This window comes from Syntrophothermus sp., from assembly GCF_013314835.1.
GTDB lineage: Bacteria > Bacillota > Syntrophomonadia > Syntrophomonadales > Syntrophothermaceae > Syntrophothermus > Syntrophothermus lipocalidus.
This window is the reverse complement of the sequence record NZ_JABUEX010000001.1, coordinates 33,922-52,541: the sequence shown is the minus strand read 5'-3', so window position 1 is coordinate 52,541 and position 18,620 is coordinate 33,922. Positions and strand designations below refer to the sequence as shown.

Annotated in this window: 16 protein-coding genes and 1 riboswitch; of the genes, 3 read left to right on the top strand and 13 right to left on the bottom strand. The window is 55.8% G+C overall.

Going from position 1 to position 18,620, the window contains the following annotated elements:
• The first annotated feature begins 77 nt into the window (after positions 1 to 77).
• Positions 78 to 1,061, top strand: coding sequence for a UDP-glucose 4-epimerase GalE (gene galE, locus HPY90_RS00310; RefSeq protein ID WP_287190158.1), 984 nt, complete (start codon positions 78 to 80; stop codon positions 1,059 to 1,061).
• A gap of 240 nt (positions 1,062 to 1,301) precedes the next feature.
• On the opposite strand, the gene cobT is transcribed toward galE, so the two are convergent.
• A complete protein-coding gene (cobT, locus tag HPY90_RS00305; protein WP_287189810.1) occupies positions 1,302 to 2,429 on the bottom strand; it encodes a nicotinate-nucleotide--dimethylbenzimidazole phosphoribosyltransferase in 1,128 nt (375 codons plus the stop codon).
• A gap of 267 nt (positions 2,430 to 2,696) precedes the next feature.
• A riboswitch (cobalamin riboswitch) is annotated at positions 2,697 to 2,901 on the bottom strand.
• A 178-nt stretch (positions 2,902 to 3,079) separates the two neighbouring features.
• Between cobT and HPY90_RS00300 the strand changes: the two genes are divergently transcribed.
• Entirely contained in the window at positions 3,080 to 6,145 is a 3,066-nt protein-coding gene (locus tag HPY90_RS00300; RefSeq protein WP_287189809.1) for an FAD-binding and (Fe-S)-binding domain-containing protein, read from the top strand.
• A gap of 45 nt (positions 6,146 to 6,190) precedes the next feature.
• On the opposite strand, the gene HPY90_RS00295 is transcribed toward HPY90_RS00300, so the two are convergent.
• The 12 genes from HPY90_RS00295 to HPY90_RS00240 all read right to left on the bottom strand — a co-directional run bounded on the left by HPY90_RS00295 (position 6,191) and on the right by HPY90_RS00240 (position 17,018).
• A complete protein-coding gene (locus HPY90_RS00295; RefSeq protein WP_287189807.1) occupies positions 6,191 to 7,591 on the bottom strand; it encodes an NADH-quinone oxidoreductase subunit N in 1,401 nt (466 codons plus the stop codon).
• Positions 7,579 to 9,096 (bottom strand): complex I subunit 4 family protein, encoded by a 1,518-nt coding sequence (locus HPY90_RS00290; protein WP_287189805.1) that lies wholly within the window; start codon positions 9,094 to 9,096, stop codon positions 7,579 to 7,581. The genes HPY90_RS00295 and HPY90_RS00290 overlap by 13 nt, the downstream gene beginning before the upstream one ends.
• 22 nt (positions 9,097 to 9,118) lie before the next feature.
• Positions 9,119 to 10,993 carry an NADH-quinone oxidoreductase subunit L gene (gene nuoL / locus HPY90_RS00285; protein ID WP_287189803.1) on the bottom strand — a complete coding sequence of 625 codons (1,875 nt, stop codon included), beginning with the start codon at positions 10,991 to 10,993 and terminating at the stop codon, positions 9,119 to 9,121.
• Between the two features lie 14 nt (positions 10,994 to 11,007).
• A complete protein-coding gene (nuoK, locus tag HPY90_RS00280) occupies positions 11,008 to 11,316 on the bottom strand; it encodes an NADH-quinone oxidoreductase subunit NuoK (RefSeq protein ID WP_287189800.1) in 309 nt (102 codons plus the stop codon).
• On the bottom strand, positions 11,313 to 11,813 hold the full coding sequence (locus tag HPY90_RS00275) for an NADH-quinone oxidoreductase subunit J (RefSeq protein ID WP_287189798.1): 501 nt from the start codon (positions 11,811 to 11,813) through the stop codon (positions 11,313 to 11,315). The genes nuoK and HPY90_RS00275 overlap by 4 nt, the downstream gene beginning before the upstream one ends.
• Positions 11,810 to 12,556: a NuoI/complex I 23 kDa subunit family protein gene (locus tag HPY90_RS00270; RefSeq protein ID WP_287190156.1), complete on the bottom strand. Its 747-nt coding sequence runs from the start codon at positions 12,554 to 12,556 to the stop codon at positions 11,810 to 11,812. The genes HPY90_RS00275 and HPY90_RS00270 overlap by 4 nt, the downstream gene beginning before the upstream one ends.
• Complete coding sequence (gene nuoH / locus HPY90_RS00265) at positions 12,556 to 13,593, bottom strand: NADH-quinone oxidoreductase subunit NuoH (protein ID WP_502707176.1); 1,038 nt, start codon at positions 13,591 to 13,593, stop codon at positions 12,556 to 12,558. The genes HPY90_RS00270 and nuoH overlap by 1 nt, the downstream gene beginning before the upstream one ends.
• A 36-nt stretch (positions 13,594 to 13,629) precedes the next feature.
• Positions 13,630 to 14,736, bottom strand: a complete 1,107-nt coding sequence (locus HPY90_RS00260) for an NADH-quinone oxidoreductase subunit D (RefSeq protein WP_287189795.1) — start codon at positions 14,734 to 14,736, stop codon at positions 13,630 to 13,632.
• Positions 14,736 to 15,176: an NADH-quinone oxidoreductase subunit C gene (locus HPY90_RS00255; protein ID WP_287189793.1), complete on the bottom strand. Its 441-nt coding sequence runs from the start codon at positions 15,174 to 15,176 to the stop codon at positions 14,736 to 14,738. The genes HPY90_RS00260 and HPY90_RS00255 overlap by 1 nt, the downstream gene beginning before the upstream one ends.
• The gene (locus HPY90_RS00250; protein ID WP_287189791.1) at positions 15,173 to 15,655 is read right to left on the bottom strand and encodes an NADH-quinone oxidoreductase subunit B; all 483 of its coding nucleotides are present in this window, start codon (positions 15,653 to 15,655) and stop codon (positions 15,173 to 15,175) included. The genes HPY90_RS00255 and HPY90_RS00250 overlap by 4 nt, the downstream gene beginning before the upstream one ends.
• Positions 15,646 to 15,954 carry an NADH-quinone oxidoreductase subunit A gene (locus HPY90_RS00245; RefSeq protein ID WP_242649131.1) on the bottom strand — a complete coding sequence of 103 codons (309 nt, stop codon included), beginning with the start codon at positions 15,952 to 15,954 and terminating at the stop codon, positions 15,646 to 15,648. The genes HPY90_RS00250 and HPY90_RS00245 overlap by 10 nt, the downstream gene beginning before the upstream one ends.
• 578 nt (positions 15,955 to 16,532) lie before the next feature.
• On the bottom strand, positions 16,533 to 17,018 hold the full coding sequence (locus tag HPY90_RS00240; RefSeq protein ID WP_287189789.1) for a PsbP-related protein: 486 nt from the start codon (positions 17,016 to 17,018) through the stop codon (positions 16,533 to 16,535).
• Between the two features lie 280 nt (positions 17,019 to 17,298).
• On the opposite strand from HPY90_RS00240, the gene HPY90_RS00235 reads away from it, so the two are divergent.
• A complete protein-coding gene (locus HPY90_RS00235; RefSeq protein WP_287190152.1) occupies positions 17,299 to 18,570 on the top strand; it encodes an ArsB/NhaD family transporter in 1,272 nt (423 codons plus the stop codon).
• Positions 18,571 to 18,620 lie beyond the last annotated feature (50 nt).

Genomic DNA, 18,620 nt, shown 5'->3' with positions numbered 1-18,620 from the left:
CAAGATAACGGGTTTCTACGTCGTAGTGTGTAAGCACTGAGCAGAACTATTCTGGTAAGGAGTGGTAGCAAGTGGGGATGATACTCGTCACCGGCGGAGCCGGCTACATAGGCAGCCACGTGGTCAAAGCTTTGGGCCAAGCCGGGTATGATGTGGTAGTATATGACAACCTTTCTACCGGCCACGAGTGGGCAGTGTTGTACGGAAAGCTAATCAGGGGCGATGTTCGAGATCAGGAGGCTTTAGACAAGGTCTTTAAACAGCACAGCATTGATGCCGTGATGCACTTCGCAGCCCACATCGTGGTCCCGGAATCGGTACGCCAGCCTCTGAAATACTACCTCAACAACGTAACCGGCAGCCTGAGCCTGCTGGAAGCGATGAAAAGAAACGGCCTGAGGAAGTTCATCTTCTCTTCCTCGGCCGCCGTCTACGGGATACCTGACAAAATCCCCATAACCGAAGAAAACCGGCTCGATCCCATAAATCCATACGGGCAAACCAAGGCCGTGGTCGAAAAGGTCCTGGCCGACATGGCCTATGCGCAAGACCTGGATTATGTCGCCCTGCGCTACTTCAACGTCGCCGGTGCTGATCCCCAGGCCCGCATCGGTGAAGGGAAAGAAGACGCGACCCACATCATAACGATGTGCGTAAGGACTGCTGCGGGACTGCGCCCCTGCCTGGAAATATTCGGCACTGACTACCCCACCCCTGACGGGACCTGTATAAGGGACTACATCCACGTAGACGACCTGGCCCAGGCTCATCTCCTGGCGCTGGAACACTTGCTCGCCGGAGGCAAAAGCCGGGTTTACAACTGCGGATACAGCCGGGGTTATTCGGTTCTCCAGGTGGTGGAAGCGGCCAAGAAAGTCACCGGCGTCGATTTTCCCGTCAAGTACTCTGGCCGTCGCGAAGGGGATCCCCCGGCCCTGGTAGCGGGTGCCACCAAACTCCAGGCCGAACTAGGCTTCACTCCTCGTTACGATAACTTGGACTACATAATCGAAACCGCCTGGCGCTGGGAACAAAAACGGATCCGCCTGGCTTTGAAATAAGACCTGATTAGCCCAGATTAACTTTATTTGGCCCCAGGGCTAAGCGAATACGAGCTTGAATAACGGACGAATAAACCGACAGGGGGTATATTTCCTGTCGGTTTATTAGCTCGTGTGGTAACCTTTGTCCATGAAAATTGCGGGCAAACATTATTGTAGTCACCGCGGTTTTCCTGTGGTGGAGGCAAAAACAATATGCTGCACGCAGGCTTATTCCTTTGAGACGCTTTCTTGTCGGCTTCATGGAATAGAGACTGCCTTAGTTCCCTCTCCTATTAAATCCTGCTCGCTCTGGCGCTCTTCCACGCTCCGGGAAACGCTGGCCTGTTCGAAGGTAGCCATTTTCCCTATCACTTGGGCAGCCCCTTCGATGATAGGCATAGCCAGGGCGGCACCCGTGCCTTCTCCCAGACGCAGGTCGAGGTCAAGTAACGGGCGCAGACCGAGGCGTCTCAGCATGTGCCTGTGCCCGGGCTCGCGCGAAACGTGTCCGGCAAACATGTAGTCCGCGCTAGCCGGCGCCAGTGCGTGGGCCAGAAGAGCGCCGGCCGTAGATATAAGCCCGTCTACGACGACCGGCACCCGGCAGTAAGCCGCCCCCAGGATCAGCCCGGCAATACCGCCGATTTCAAACCCGCCTACCTTAGCCAGCACATCCACCGCATCGTTTGGATCCGGCTTATTTATCTCGAGCGCTTTCTTGATGGCCTGGATTTTCTTGCTCAATCCAACATCATCCACTCCGGTGCCCCGACCCGTAATCTCAGCCACGGAAAGCCCCGAAAGAGCAGCCAGTATCGCGCTGCTCGGAGTCGTATTTCCTATACCCATATCCCCGGTGCCGAGAAGCTCCACTCCTTCTTCGACCAGATGGCACGCGATGCGGATTCCGGCCTCTAGGGATTGAACAGCCTGCTCTCTGGTCATGGCCGGTCCTTTGCACATATTTTTAGTCCCGTAGTCTACCTTGTACGAAAGGATCTTCCCCTGCTGCACGAGTTTGCCGAGATCCTGGGCCACCCCCATATCGACTACTATAACCCTGGCACCTGCTACCGAAGCCAGCACATTTATAGCCGCTCCTCCGGCTACAAAGTTGGCGACCATTTGCGGTGTCACTTCTTGAGGATAGGCGCTGACCCCTTCTTCCACCACCCCATGGTCTCCGGCCATGGTAACAATGGCTTTACGGCTAACGCTCGGTTTTAGGGTCTCTTTAATGGCCGCCAGGCGTTCGGCAATCACTAGAACTTCCCCCAGGCTCCCGCGGGGCATGGTCAAGTTGTCGATATGACTCCGCGCCTTTTGCCGCCATTCATCCTTCAACGGTTCGATGCCTTGAATAACCTTGTCCAGAGTTAAAACCACAGTAATTCCCCCTCCTTGGTTCTCGCCAATAGCGACCTTCCAACTGTCCTCAACATGAGTACCACTTCAGCCGTGTGTCCAGTACCTCTGCCAATGTGACATGCCACGACACAAACCCGGCCCGGCCCAAGCTATCAAAATACCCCCACTAACAAAATCATCTACCCCCTCCCCCTTAAACAAATCAGCCAAAATAAAAAAGTCCCCGGCTTAAGCCGAGAACTTTACCATCGTCCTCGAGCACGTCGTCTTCCTCACCGCGAGAAGACGAAGAGCTCATACCAGGCAGGTCTCCTGGCTCCCGGATCACCGCTGCCTGCGCCTTCCCATCGCCCTTCCCCGAGACGTCTCTCGGGTTGAGAAACAGTGGCCAATCGCAGGCTCGCTCCCCGGTCACAGTGGCGGGACCGCTCGGGCTTTTCACCCGATTCCCTATTATCCCCGACGGGGCACCTGGCTGAGATTGCTACTATGCTCTTTGATTTCAAATTGTACTGGTACCCGTTCCTCGTGTCAAGAACAAAGTCTTCTTTTCCTCCCGGCTCCCCAGTCCCTTTCTTTCCTTACCACAATTCTCAAGGTATTCCAAAACCCCCTATTGCCGTTTGTACGTTTATGGACTATATTGGTCTTAAAAGGAGGGATTTGTGATGTCAGGTCTGTCAGCCCAGGTAAAGGATCAACTCCGCTCCCGGCTTGGCAACAGGGTCTCTTTTGACGAACTGGAAAGAAGGCTCTACGCCCATGATATGGGGGTCATGCCCTCCATGGTGAAGCCCCTGGTGGGAAACCCTATTCCCGATGCAGTGGTGCAGCCAGTATCGGAACAGGAGTTGGTGGAACTGGTGCTTCTGGCTCGGGAACACAGCTTCAAACTGACCCCGCGCGGCAAAGCAACCTCCGGCTATGGAGGAGTTCTGCCGGTTAACGGCGGCCTGGTAGTGGAATTCAACCGCATGCACCGGATCCTCCGTGTCGACGCGGATAACAGAACCGCCACCGTAGAACCCGGAGTGGTGTGGAAAGACCTGGAATACCACCTCAACCAAGCCGGTCTTACCCTGGCCCTGTATCCCACCAGCTTCCCCTCTTCCACGGTCGGAGGCTGGCTGGCTCAAGGAGGAGCCGGTATCGGCAGCTACGAATTCGGGTATTTTAGGGAAAACGTGGTCAAAGCCCGCGTGGTTCTGCCTGATGGTACGGTCAAAGAATTTTCCGGGCCAGACCTGGATCTGGTAAGCGGCGCTAACGGCATCACCGGGTTCATCAGCCAGGTCACCATCAACGTCAAGCCCCTGCGACCTCTTTCCCTGAGCGCCGTGGCCTTCAACGAGGCTGAGGATCTGGGGCGTTTCTTGAACGGACTTTACGCGCGCCGGGTCCCCTTGTGGTCGGTTACCTTCATCAACCCCGACGCAGCCCGCATGAGGAACCGCTTACCCCTCCACCTGCACCACGGGCGTCCGGTGCAGGACCCGCACCGGGTAACCCTTCCCGAAAAGTACATCATCCTTATGGCCTGCACTGAAGAGAGGTGTGACCTGATTAAGCCCGAAGTATTGAGCCTGGCTTTTGGCTGTGGTGGCGAGCTCCTATCTGAGGAAATAGCCGAACACGAGTGGGCGACTCGTTTCGAACCCATGCGGGCCAAGCGCATTGCCCCTTCGCTCATTCCCAGCGAAGTCATCGTGCCGGTGGAAAAGATGGCCCAGGTGATACAAGAAACTACCAACGAAATCAAACACCCGTTTATTCTGGAAGGCTTTGCCGTCAACCGGCGGGAAGTAGTGCTTTTAGGCTTTATCCCCCACGATGAACGCCGCTTCAGCTTTAACCTGGCTTACGGCCTTTCCTTGACTGCCTTGAATACGGCCTTGAAGCACGGAGGCAGGCCGTACGCCACCGGCCTCTACTTCACCGGCTTTGCCCGGGAAGTCATGGGATCGGAAACGGTTGACCGCCTGCGACGGTTCAAGGAAGAGCATGACCCCGAGAGCTTAATGAACCCGGGTAAGGTCCTGGACGGAAGTTTTCTGTCCTCGGGTCTCAAGCTGGCCAGCCGCCTGGAGCCGCTGGTGAGGGTTTTCGGCAACCTGGCTCAAGCCAGCGAAACCCGGGAAGTGTTCGAAGAGCGCAAAGGTATTCCAGGAGACATCGTGTGGTACGCCTTTGCCTGCTCCCAGTGCGGGTACTGCATAGACCACTGCGACCAGTACTACGGCAGGGGCTGGGAATCGCAGTCGCCGCGCGGCAAGTGGAGTTTCCTTAAAATGTATCTGGAAGGCGAGGTCGAGTTTGACCAGCGGGCGGTGGATAACTTCCTGGCCTGCACCACCTGTGAAATGTGCAACCGGACCTGCCAGTTGGACCTACCCAACGAGTCTTCGTGGCTCAAGCTGAGGGGAATATTGGTCGACAAATGGAAGTTCCGCACCTTCCCCCCATTCGAGATCATGGCCAACACCATGCGCCAGCAGGGCAACATCTGGGGCAGCTATGCCCGGGACCGCGATGCCTGGATAACCGATGAACTCAAGCCCTTTATAAAAGAGAAAGCCGATTACGTGTTCTTCCCTGGCTGCACCTCGTCCTTTGTGGAGCAGGATGTAGCCCGCTCCACCGCTTATATTTTGCACCGGGCCGGCGTCGATTTTGCGTACATGGGCAAAGAGGAATGGTGCTGCGGCATACCGATGCTGGTGGCAGGCAGGTGGGAAGTCTTCGACGAGGTAGCCAGTCACAATATCGAGCTGGCCAAAAGAACAGGTGCGAAAAAGATTATAACCTGCTGCCCGGCCTGCTGGCTGGTATGGGAGGTTTACTACCGCCACTGGGCCGAGGAACACGGCATAGAATATCCGTTTGAAGCCATGCACTACGCCGACGTGTTAGCCGACAGGATCGACGCGGGCGAGTTCGTCATTCCCGGAGACATCGGGCGCAAGGTTACCTACCACGACCCCTGCCACATGGGGAGGGCCGGAGTCCGCTATGAAGGGCCGCGCACCCTGATCAACGCCCTGCCCGGCAGTAATTTCCGTGAGATGCGTTTCCACCGCGAGGACGCGCACTGCTGCGGGGGTGTTCTGACCCTGGTGGCCGACCCCGATGTAGCCGAAGAGATCGGAGCCATGAGAATACAAGAAGCACTTGACGCGGGAGCCGACACCTTGATCACCGCCTGCCCTTGCTGCCGGGTGCAGTTGAAGCGCTCGCGGGACAAGCGCGACCTGTCGGTAGAAATCACAGACCTGGCCGTCCTCACGGCCCGAGCCTTGGGCTACGATGTCCCCGCGTCGGACCCGGTCATCGCAGAGAAATGGGGCGTATTCGAAGCCATGATCCGGCTGATGACCCCTTGGGGTATGGCCGAGCTCATGGCTAAGATGCTGCCTGAAATGATCGAAGCTATGCCTGACTTTTACCGAGGCATGATGCACATGGTCAAAAAGGCACCGGATGCGGTTAAAGGACCTATGATAGCGATGATGAAGAGCCTTCTTCCTTCCCTTTTCCCATCGCTGATGCCGGAAGTGATGCCCAAAGTGCTGCCCCGGATGCTGGAGTTGGTTGGTGAAGCGGTTCCCTTGCCCGAGTACCTGGCCGAACAGATGCCGAACCTCATGCCCCCGGCGATGGACGTTCTGATGCCGCGGATGCTGCCCGAAATCATTCCCTACTTCCTGCCTCATCTCGAGGCCTACCTGAGAGCGTGACGGGATTACTCCCCCTTCACGCTTTCTCGTTCATCGGCTCAACGGTTACGGGAGGGGAGTAAAGAAGGAAAGCGGCGCGGGATAGATGCCGATGAGAACGGTGGCCACGAGGCACACCCAGAGGGTCAGGCCTGTGGCCGTTCCCGGGTTCAACCTGGTGACTGTCCCTGCCTCACCGATATACATGGCTTTAGCCACCGACAGGTAGTAGTAAACGGAAACCATGCTCATGACAAGGCCAACAAACGCCAGCCACAACCACCCTGCTTGCACCGCACCCGTGAACAGGTAAAATTTACCGACAAAGCCTGCCAGGGGAGGAATCCCGGCCAGGGACAAGAGACAAACCGTCATCACCGCCGCCATGAACGGCGAACGCTCGGCCAAGCCGTTCATGGCCTTGATCTCGGTGCTGCCGGCATCAACCTCAACAGCAGTCGCCACCGCAAAAGCGCCGACGTTGGCGAAGACGTAAATCATGGCATAGAAGGCCGCTCCTTTTAGCCCGTAATCGTTCATAGCCGCAAGTCCGGTCAGCATATACCCTGCCTGCGCGATACTGGAATACGCGAGCAGCCGCTTGATGTCAACCTGTACCAAGGCAATCAGATTGCCGACTACCATCGTCAAGCCGGCCAGTACAGCTACCACCAGCCGCCAGTCTACCGCCGTCTCAGGCAAGGCGGTCGTGAAAACCCTTAACATCGCGCCCAGGGCCGCCGCCTTCGATCCCACGGCCAAAAAAGCGGTTACGGTGATAGGCGAGCCCTGGTAAATGTCTGGAGCCCACATGTGAAACGGCACCAGGGCCAGTTTAAAGCCGAATCCGGCCAAGATAAACAGCACCCCTGCCGCCAGTACCGGTTGGGTAAGGAGATTCGCGGCGATCTCCGCAAGTACTGTACTGCCGGTCACGGCATACACGAGGCTTATACCGAAGAGCATGACCGCTGATGAAACCGCCCCCAGGATTAAGTATTTCAAACCCGCCTCTCCTGAACGCTTATCCCGAACACAATACGCTGCCAGAATGTAAAAACTTATGGTCATCAGTTCCATCCCCACATAAAGGGTGAGGAGTTCTCCGGCGGTCACCATGACCGTCATTCCCAGAAGCGCCAGGACCATAAGCCCGTAGAACTCGTCTGTGCGCCGCCCGAACCGGCGGGCATACAAGTCTGAGCTCAGAACCACCAGTATTCCCGCTATCAGGAACAGGGTCTTGAAAAAGGTGCTCCAGGCATCTAGATGGTATATACCACCGAACAGGACGGTATCCCCTCGATAAAGATGAAGCGTCATCGCCAGGATGGCTCCCAGGGCTACAGAGGTTATCACTCCCTGAACCCGCCTCGCCCTTACGGGAACCAACACTCCCCACCCCAGCAGTATCAAGCCCAAGACAACCAGACCGATCTCGGTTGACAGCAACTCTAGCGGAACCATCCTATCCCCCCTAACTGCAGCGGTCCGATGTGGGCCACGATGTCTCCCACTCCCAGGTTGATTATGTCCATCAAGCTAAACGGCGCCAGCCCACCGACGATAATGGCCGCTCCTAGAACCACCAAGGGCACCATCTCTACCCCTTTTAAGTCTTCCAAGTGAGACCATTCCTCTCGCAAAGGCCCGAAAAATATATTACCGAGAGCCCGCAAGACATAGAGGGCAGTGAGAATGATACCCGATACGGCCAGAACGGTGAACACCCGGTAAACCCCAAAACTCCCGACGAAAATCGTGAACTCTCCGATGAAGTTTACCAGGCCCGGCAGTCCCAGCGAAGCGAGCCCGGCCAACATGAACCCGAAAGCCAAGCGCGGCATCCGGTGGGCCAGGCCTCCGAAATCGTCAACGTTCCGGGTATGGCTCTTGTCGTAAAGGTTCCCGACCATGGCGAAGAAGAGCGCAGCCATAACCCCGTGGCCGAACATCATCATTACCGCTCCGTTCACGCTTACCAGGTTCAAGGCCGCCAAGCCCAGGAGCACGTAACCCATGTGGCTCACGCTGGAATAACCCACGATGTACTTCAGGTCTTTTTGGGCCAGGCAGATGAAGGCCGCGTATACCACGTTGCCAATAGCCAGGACGGCGATGAGGGGCGCGACGTAAGCTGCTCCCTGCGGCAGGAGCCAAATCCCGAACCGGATGAGAGCGTAACCCCCTATTTTTTTCAAAACCCCAGCATGAACCATGCTGACAGCAGTCGGAGCCCCAGCGTACCCGTCAGGTGACCAGGCGTGAAACGGGAACATGGAGAGCAGGGTTCCGAACCCGAAAGCCATCAGGGCAAAAACAAACACCTGAAACCCGACCGGAAAATCGAGAGCAGCCAGGGTCAAAACGTCCATACTCGGGTAACCCAAGATTTCACCGGACTTCACGAAAAGGGAAATCATGCCTACCAGGAGAAAAGCACTGCCCACGAGCAGGTAAATGGTCAGCTTCATCCCGGCGTATTCCTTCGTCACCCGCTTGCTGCTGCCGTACATGATGATGAGGAGGTAGATGGGTATTACCACCACCTCATAAAACAGGAAAAATATAAAGAGGTCAGTGGTTACAAAAGTACCCATTACCCCGGTTAAAAGGAGCAGAAAGAGGCTGAAAAACTCCTTTACCCTGTACGTTACCCGCCAGGAAGCGAAGACGGCGCTGAACCCGATCAGGGTTGTAAGAACCAGCATGGGAACGCTGATGCCGTCTACCCCTAGGGAATAGCTTACCCCCAGGTCAGGTATCCAGGGAACGTGCTCCACAAACTGAAAACCGCCCGTACCCCGGTCGTAGGTTCCCCACACCCACAAGGACAAAGCCATGCTCACCAGAGTCGCTACGGCAGCTATCGTTTTCGCAAGCTCTTCTTTCTCCCGCGGCACCAGCATTATGAGGATGGCCCCGGCTACCGGAGCCAGCAGTATAGTCGTCAATATCGGCCAACCGCTCACCTACCGCCCCTCCTTCTTCAACTTACAGCCGGGCCCAGCCGAAGACCAGCACCAGGCCGATCAAGGTTATGGCTCCGGCCAGCATGTACCCGGCATAAGTCTGCACCTGCCCGGTTTCGGTATAGCTCAAAACTCGTCCACCCTTTCCGGTCAGGGCCGCCACCCCGTTTACCAGGCCATTGACCACGTATATATCGATCCAGAACAAGAGCTTCCCCGTCCCGTCCACCAGGCACCTGGTAAGCCAGAGATAGATCTCATCGATGTAGTACTTGTTGGCGAGCAGCCGATACACTCCGGGCAGCCGTTCTTTCACCTGGTCTGGGTCGATCCAGCCTTTTTGGTACACAGCCCAGGCCAGGGCTATACCGGCCAAAGCCACCCCTGAAGATACTAACATGACCGCCAGCGAAGCCTCATGGTGGGGGGCTCCAGGGTACGTCACCCAGTGGGCAAAAGCGTTCCCCGCCGCGGGGGATCCCAAAAAGCCCGCGAAGATGCTAAAGAAAGCAAGTACGATAAGCGGCACCGTCATCACGGCTGGAGACTCGTGGGGATGACCTTCGGCATCTCTGCGACCGAAAAAGACCACGAACACCAGGCGGAACATGTAAAAAGCGGTCAGGAAGGCCACCAGGGTACCCAAGAGATACATCCCCGTGTATCCTTGAGCCCAGGCTGAAAGCAGTATCTCGTCTTTGCTCCAGAACCCTGACAGGGGCGGAATTCCGGCCAAGGCCAGGGCTCCTATGATAAACGTCCAGGTGGTTACAGGCAGTTTCTTACAAAGCCGCCCCATTTTCCATATGTCCTGTTCACCGGCCAAAGCATGGATGACACTGCCTGCCGCTAAAAACAGCAATCCTTTGAAGAAGGCATGGGTCATCAGGTGGAACATCCCCGCAGTCATGGCCCCTATACCCATAGCCATTACCATGTATCCCAACTGGCTCAAAGTAGAGTAGGCCAGGATGCGTTTGATATCGTTCTGCGCCACGGCTATGGTAGCGGCAAACAAGGCCGTGAACCCGCCTACGACCGCGATTACTGCCATGGTTTCCGGGCTAGCCTTGAATATGAAAAACGCCCTGGCGATCAAGTACACCCCGGCCGCAACCATAGTAGCCGCGTGGATAAGCGCGCTGACCGGTGTCGGGCCTTCCATCGCATCCGGAAGCCACACGTGCAGCGGGAACTGAGCCGATTTGCCAACTGGTCCTGCAAAGAGCAGCAGTGATATGACTATCAACACGGCAGTGTTGGTGTATCCGGCGATTTGCCCGGCCAACCCTTCGAAGTCCAGGGTGCCGAATACGATCTGCAAAAACAGGATGCCCAAGAGAAACCCGAAATCTCCGATGCGGTTGGTTATGAAAGCCTTTTTCGCCGCTTCCCTGGCCGAGACCCGCTCGAACCAGAAACCGATAAGTAAATAAGAAGCCAGTCCTACCAGTTCCCAGAACACGTAGATCTGGCCGAAGTTGCTCGACAGGACCAGTCCCAGCATGGCCCCGGCGAAAAGGGACTGGTAAGCGAAGTAACTGGCAAAACCCGGGTCACCGCGCATGTACCCGAGAGAATAGACCTGAACCAAGAAAGCCACTATGGTCACCACCAAGAGCATCACCGCGGCCAACCCGTCGATCATTACCCCCATGTCTACATGCAGACCGGGCATAGACAACCAGGGGACGGCCAGTTTGTAACTGAACCCCTCGCCCCTGGCCAAGACGTGAACCGCTACCGCCGCCGACAGGAGCAGAGATAAAGCGATAGCCGCAATCGAAACCGCAGCCGCTACCCGCGGCCACCGGTGGAAATAGAGCCCGATGACGGCAAAGGCCAAGACAGGGATAACCGCTATCAACCACGACCAGCCAAGGCTAGCTTCCAGCACCTGAACCACCTGCCTTACCACTTAAGTAGGTTGAATTCATCGAGGTTTACCGACCTTCTCTGGCGGAAAACGGCGATTATCAAAGCCAATCCCACCGCTACTTCGGCTGCTGCCACTACGATGACGAAGAGCGCGATAAGCTGGCCTATGGCCTCGTGCGGGGTTACGTACCGGTTGACGGCGATAAAGTTTACGTTGACGGCATTGAGCATGAGCTCCACCGACATTAAAACCGCCACCGCGTTTCTTTTAACCAAAACCCCATATGCCCCTATGCCGAACAGCAGAGTGCCCAACAAAAGGTAATGCTGAAGCCCTATCATTCCTCTCCCCCTTTGGCCAGTATAATGGCCCCAACTATTGCAACCAAGAGCAAAACGGCCGCTACCTCGAAAGCCACCACGTAGTCACCCAAGAGCAGCTTCGCCATCTGTCCCACCGGATCGGTTTCAACTGCCAACCCTTTCGCGGGAAAGCTCGTCTGCCAAACGGCTTTTGCCAAGGCGGCGGTCAAAAGCACGGCTATAGCCGCTCCCCACCAGCGGCTAACCGGATGGAATAAACTGGTCCGCCTGATATCGTCTTTGATGACCAGCATCACCGCAAAGATGACCAGGACCGAAACAGCGCCGGCATAAATCATAATCTGCACCAACCCCAGAAAGTCCGCTCCTAGAAGGAAGTACAATGCCGCCACCCCTAGAAACGAAGCTACGAGAAAAAAAGCTGCCCGGACGATATTGGATGAAAACACTACCCCGGCCGCCCCGGTCACGGTCACTACTGCCAGGATATAAAACGTTACTGCTTCCCACGTCACCGGCTTTCGCCCCCTGTCTCGCCCAAGCCTTGTTTCTTCGCCTGTTTGAGCAAGGCTTCCGCAACCTTGCGGGCCTTGTCTTCGTCTTCGGCCATCAGCTCCACCAGCTTATCCGCCCTCTGCGGCTGGTTCTGAAGAAATGCTGCCAGAATCGGGGCCTCCTCTTGGTTCTCGAGGTAACGGCCCAACACCTTGGCCGGGTTTTTGGCCAAGGCGGTTTTCAGGGCTTCCTTCTTTTTCTCCCGCTTGTCATCCGGACCAGGCGACTCGACCTCCTTCTCCCCCGTCCCCGTTACAGCTTTCGGGGGCTGGCTTTGGGACTCCATCGGGGCTGGTGTTTCCTTCCCTTCCACGGGCGCCGGACCCTGGTATACCACCTTTAACTGGTCCCGGCTGAAGGTCGCCCACTCGAACTCGTGGTTGAAATGAAGACATTGGGCCGGACAGTTCTCCACGCACAGGTTGCAGAACATGCAGTACTGGTGGTCAATCTCATAGCTGAGCAGCCTCTTCTTCTTCGCGGTTTCGTCCCGACCCTCTTCTAGGCTCAAAACCCCGTTGGGGCATGTCCGAACGCAGATGCCGCACACGATACATTTTTCCGGCTCTATGTACAGCCGCCCGCGAAAACGCGGGTACAGCTTAGGCCGCTCTTCCGGGTACTGCTCGGTCAGCTTGCGATCGAAGAAGTGTTTAAAGGTAACCTTCAATCCTTTCAAAAGACCGGTTCCGTAAACCCGCATCACCCAGCGACCCCCTTTGCCAGGTAGACCCCTACCCCGGTCAGCATGAGGTTGGCGAGGGTCACCGGTATCAGCACCTTCCAGTTAAAGGCCATGAGCTGGTCCATGCGGATGCGGGGGAAAGTCCACCTGATCCACATAAACACCAGCATCAACCCGTAGGTCTTGATCACGATCCAGAGCCAGGAGGGCAGCCCCGGCCCATGCCACCCGCCTAAAAACATGGTCGCAGCCAGAGCCGAAACCGCAAACAGGTTCGTGTACTCCGCCAGGAAGAACAAAGCCCAGCGCATACCGCTGTATTCGGTGTAAGCCCCGGCAGTCAGTTCCTGCTCCGCTTCCGGCATGTCGAAAGGAGCTCGGTTCAGCTCGGCGGTGGCAGCGATGAAATAGGTTATGAATGCTACCGGCTGCAGCAGTATGAACCAGACCTTCTCCTGAGCAGCCACGATATCCGAAAGGCGAAGCGACCCGGCTATCACCACCACGCCGAGAAGCGAAAGCACGAGGGGTATCTCATAGCTGATTATCTGGGCCACCGAGCGCATCGCTCCCAAAAGCGACCACTTGTTGTTGGACCCCCAACCCGCCATGAGGAGAGCGATGGTAGCCAGAGAACCGAGAGAAAGGAAATAGAACAGGCCTATGTTCAAGTCCACCACTTGCAGGCCGCGGCCGAACGGCAGCACTGCGTAAAGCATTACCGCCACGGTCATGAAAAGCACCGGCGCAAGCTTGAACAAAGGCCGGTCTGCCCTGGAGGGTACGATATCCTCCTTTGTAAGCAGCTTCAGGGCGTCGGCTACGGTCTGCAGGGTTCCGAAAGGCCCCACCCGGTTAGGTCCCAGCCGCAGCTGGATGAATCCCGAAACCCTACGCTCCAGCCACACTAAGACGATGACGTTCACGGTTATGATCCCCGCCAGGCAGGCAAACTGTACGAACAGCAACACGAGATCAGCAGCCTCTTGGCTTAAACCCCACCGCGTGAGCCAAGCCAGCAGTATATGCGCCGTGTCGACAAACAAGGTTTCTATCTGAGCCACCCCTACCCCTCCTACTCGTCCTCTTCTTCAGCGGTCAGCTTCTCCCAAAACCGGGTCCAAGGTAGCGATATTGGCAATAACGTCCTGTACCAGCCCGCCCTTCGAGATCAGGGGCAGAACCATCAGGTTCACGAAAGACGGGGCCCTTATATGCAGCCGGTAAGGTTTTTCTCCCCCATCGGCCACTATATAGTAGCCGAGTTCCCCTTTGGACGATTCGATCCGGTGGTACACCTCGCGCCCTTTTTCCACCTTCAAGACCCTGGGAACCTTGCCCCGAATATCGCCCCCGGGAAGTCCCCTCAGGGCCTGCTCTATGATGCGAGCGCTCTGTTTTATCTCTTCTACCCTCACCATCGTCCGGTCCCAGCAGTCGCCTTCGGTTCCCACCGGGATCTCGAATTCGAAACGCTCGTATATGCCGTAAGGCTCGGCCTTGCGAATATCGTAGGCCACGCCGCAGGCCCTCAAGTTGGGCCCGCTGGTGCCGTAGGCTATGGCATCTTGGGCTGAGAGCCGGCCCACACCTTTCAGCCGGGCCTGAAAAAGCTCGTTTCCGAAGAGCAGCCGGTCATATTCCTCCAGCATCTGCGGTAGGTCAGCGAGGAAACTTTTCACCGCTGGGAAAAACTCATCCGGCAGGTCCTCTGCCACTCCGCCCAGTCGCATGTAAGAAGCTATCAGCCGCTGCCCGCTAGTCATCTCGAACATGTCCATGATACGTTCCCGGTCCCGGAAACAGTAAATGAGCCCGGTGGTAGCCCCCAGGTCAATGGCCAGGCTGCCGATGTATAGAAAATGAGAGGCTATCCGCGAAAGCTCCGCCATAATCACCCGGATGTACTCCGCCCTTTCCGGGACCACGATGCCGGCCAGCTTTTCCACTGCCTGAACGTAGCCCAGGGTGGGCAGGTGGCTGGCCAGGTAATCCAGGCGCGATGTATAAGGTATGTACTGGCTGTAAGTGCGGCTTTCGGCTATCTTCTCAAACGAACGGTGTACGTAGCCCACGTGCACCGCCATGTCCACTACCAGTTCACCTTCCAGTACGGTTTCGGCGTGCAGTCCCCCATGGGTGCTCGGGTGTTGAGGACCTATATTTATGACCATTCTTTCGGCACTGAGCACTCTCATCACCTCTCAGCCGGAAAATCTTTGCGCAAGGGATGCCCTTCGAAACCCTCGGGCAGGAGTATCCTTCTCAGGTTGGGGTGCCCTTCAAAGCTTATGCCTAAGAGATCGAACACTTCCCTCTCCTGCCAGTCCGCAGCCGGCCACACCGACACCACCGAAGGCACAACCGGCTCTTCTCTCGAAACGCTGGTTTTAACCACGAGCCCGCGGTTTTCGGGCACCGCGTAGACATGATAAACCAGTTCGAACCTGTCCCGGTAATCAACTGCCGTGAGATTGGCCAGGTAATTAAACCCATGAATCTCTTTCAACCGTCTCATGAATGACAAAACCTGCGGGCAAATGACCCTTATAACAGTAAAACCCGCCCCCTCTTCTATCAGAACCTGGTCCCCGAACACCTGACTGATGTCTTCTACTACTTCCTTCAAAACCTTCATCCCTTATACCCCCGCCCAGACTGTCCGGATTCTACCTTTTTCTTGAGCTCCAAAAGCCCGTAAAACAAGGCCTCAGGCCGGGGCGGGCAACCGGGCACGTACACGTCGACCGGAAGAAAAGAATCACAACCGGGAAGAACGCTGTACCCGTCCTTGAACGGTCCCCCGCTGGTGGCGCAGTTGCCCATGGCCAGAACCCACTTCGGCTCCGGCATTTGGGCCCATACCCGCTCTACTACCGGCTTCATCTTCAAGGTAACCGGGCCGGCCACGATTAAAAGGTCGGCCTGGCGGGGCGAAGCGCGGAAGACTTCGTAGCCGTAACGGGCGATGTCAAACCGGGCCGCTCCGGCGGCCATCATCTCGATCGGACAGCAGTTGCAGCCGTAGGTCAAAGGCCAAAAAGAACGGGCACGTCCCCAGTTCCAGATCTTCTCGAGAGTAGTTACGATAATGTTCGGACCCGTGTCTAGTACCACCGCAGAGCCCCCTCCTTCCACGCGTACCAGAGCCCGGCAACCAGTATTATAATGAAAACGAGCATCTCGATCAAAGCGAACAAGCCGAGCCGGCCAAATTTTACCGCCCACGGCAAGAGAAACACGATTTCCACGTCGAACGCCAGAAATACCAGGGCATACAGGAAATAGTTAACCCGGAAACGCCCCCAAGTCGGGCCGATACTATCAACCCCACACTCGTAGGGAAGCAGCTTTTCGTCTCCTTTTTTTACTTTAGGCTTCCTGCGAAACACCCACGCCGCCGCTAGGGCCGCAATCGGAAAAGCCGCAGCCAGGAAAAAGAATACCCCCAAGGTCGCAGAATCAGACAACCTCCACTTCCCCCTTGCCCAAACGTCTGAATATTCTCGGTATCCCCGTTACTTTATCATCTACTACCGAGCGCAGCAAAGGCCAACAGATTGTAATTATAATTATAATGATCTCTTATGTAAGTCCTCATTGGCCATTATGATAACAAATACTATCATTACCTGCAAGCCGTTAAACTAATAATACATCACAACATTTCTAGGGTTATGTTTTGCGCGATCTCGTTTATTATCTGTTTATTATCTCAAGTTGTTTGTTTCTCTTTATCACTGCCCGGTAGGAACTGGACCGGGTGCGAAACACCGCCTGTCTAACTATCAGTTTAGCCATATACTCCCCCTTGCCTCTCCGGGAGCATTGGACAATGTCGTCGAGTTGAATACTAAGGTACCGGTCTCTCCGTTATGACGTATAGCGAATGCTCTTCATGCAGCTTCCGCGCCGCCTCGCGCAGGGCCTTCTCTTCCCCAGTTATCTACCATAGCCCAGGCTCTGTAGAGTTTCACTCCAACCACTCCCTTTGTTACGAAACGGCGAAAGAACCTATCATCCCTTCTGCTGCTGGCCATAACTCGTCGAACCCGTTTTCCTCAGCCGCGAAAGTGAGGGCATAAGCCCTGGTTCCCAGCAGAGTACACAATTGAACGACCTTTAGATTCACATACCCTTGTTTGCTGGTAAAAACTATCCGGCGGGCGGGCTGCCCAGCCAGCTCGGCTGCTTCTATGGTGTCCAGCCGGTAGGAAGGGATTATCTCTTTTTCCTTTTCGGTCATAGACTGCACGTACCGGTCCAGGTCAGTCTCCGTCCCCGACAACTCCTGCACGGTAATGTTGAAATTAGGCTGAAACATGCTGCTGCCTGCATCCTTGGGGGCCAGAAACATCACTATTACCCCTTTATCCCCTTCCTTCTTCTTCCACTCCCTGGGGTATTCCAGGCTTATCCCGTAAGCCCGGTTTTTGTAAGTTTTAGTCGAACCAGAAGTGAAGCCGGAAAACCCTACCACGAACACTCCTCCTTCGTCCCGAGGTATTCAAGTTTAGCACTTTCACATTATATATATCATACCGTGTTGGCGGCTTCGGGAAAACAGGCTTGCATAGACAAACCAGGGGGACGGTTCCTGCGGTTTATTTCAGGGTGCTAAGTCTCGGTTCCGGCTTCGCGGAGCTTGCTGGCCTCCGGGAACCTGCAGTCAGCAAAAGTCAACCAGAAGAACCGTCCCTATGGTTGATTTGACAAAATGCTCCAGTCTAGCTATCATAGTGGTTGGTTTGGAGGTGGGTATGATGGAATTCTGGTTGTCCATCGGCATATTTCTTGCTGCCTATGCCATGATCATGCTGGAGAAAGTACACCGCACCGTTATCGCTATGATCGGCGGTGTCATAGTGGTGTGGGCTGGGATACTGAGCCAGGAGAAGGCTTTTGCCTCGATCGATTGGAACACCATCGGCCTGCTCACCGGTATGATGATAATCGTAGGTATAACCCGGCAAAGCGGCCTGTTCGAATACCTGGCCATAAAATCTGCCAAACTGGCCAAAGGCGAACCGATCCCTATAATGGTCGCACTTGCTGTTTTCACAGCCGTGGCTTCGGCCTTTCTAGATAATGTTACTACGGTGCTCCTGGTAGTTCCCGTCACCTTTGCCATCGCCGACCGCTTGGAGGTGCCGGCATTTCCCATGGTCTTCGCCGAGATCATGGCATCCAACATCGGCGGCACCGCTACCCTGATCGGTGATCCCCCTAATATAATGATAGGAAGCGCCGCCGGTCTTGGTTTTGTAGACTTCCTAGCCAACGTGACTCTGCCGGCCGTTACTATCCTGGCCGTCACCCTAGGCATCTTGGTGCTTATGTTCCGCAAGCAGCTCCTGTCCTATCCCGAAAAAACGGCAAGCATTATGGCTGTTAACGACGAGGAATATATCAAAGACCGAGCCCTTATGAAAAGATCCCTGGTCGTCCTGGCGCTTACGATGCTGGGGTTTGTCCTGCACCAGGCCCTCCACCTGGAGTCGGCTACCATCGCCCTGACCGGGGCCGCCCTTTTGATGCTGTGGCCGACCGACAGCCCTGAAGAGGTTCTGTTGACTGTAGACTGGACCACAATATTTTTCTTTGCCGGGCTGTTTATAATGGTCGGGGGCATGGAGCACGCCGGAGTCATCGAAGCCATAGCCAAAAAATCTCTGGAACTGACGCACGGCCACCTGGTAGCAACGGGCCTGCTGGTGCTTTGGCTCTCAGCCGTAGCCTCCGCCTTCGTAGACAACATCCCCTTTACTGCGGCTATGATACCCTTACTGGAAACCGTTGGCAGCATAAGCCATATCCCGATGGAATCCGTGTGGTGGGCTCTGTCACTGGGCGCCTGCCTGGGGGGCAACGGAACCCTCATCGGGGCTTCAGCCAATGTCATCGTAGCCGGCATCTCCGCCAAATACGGCCGTCCCATCGGCTTCATCGAGTTTCTGAAACTCGGCTTTCCCTTGATGCTGCTGTCAATAGTCTTATCGAGCCTGTACCTCTACCTGTTTTACTGGCGATAGCATCCACAGGCCACAGATGAACACTGATTTTCATTAGACGCTGATTTACG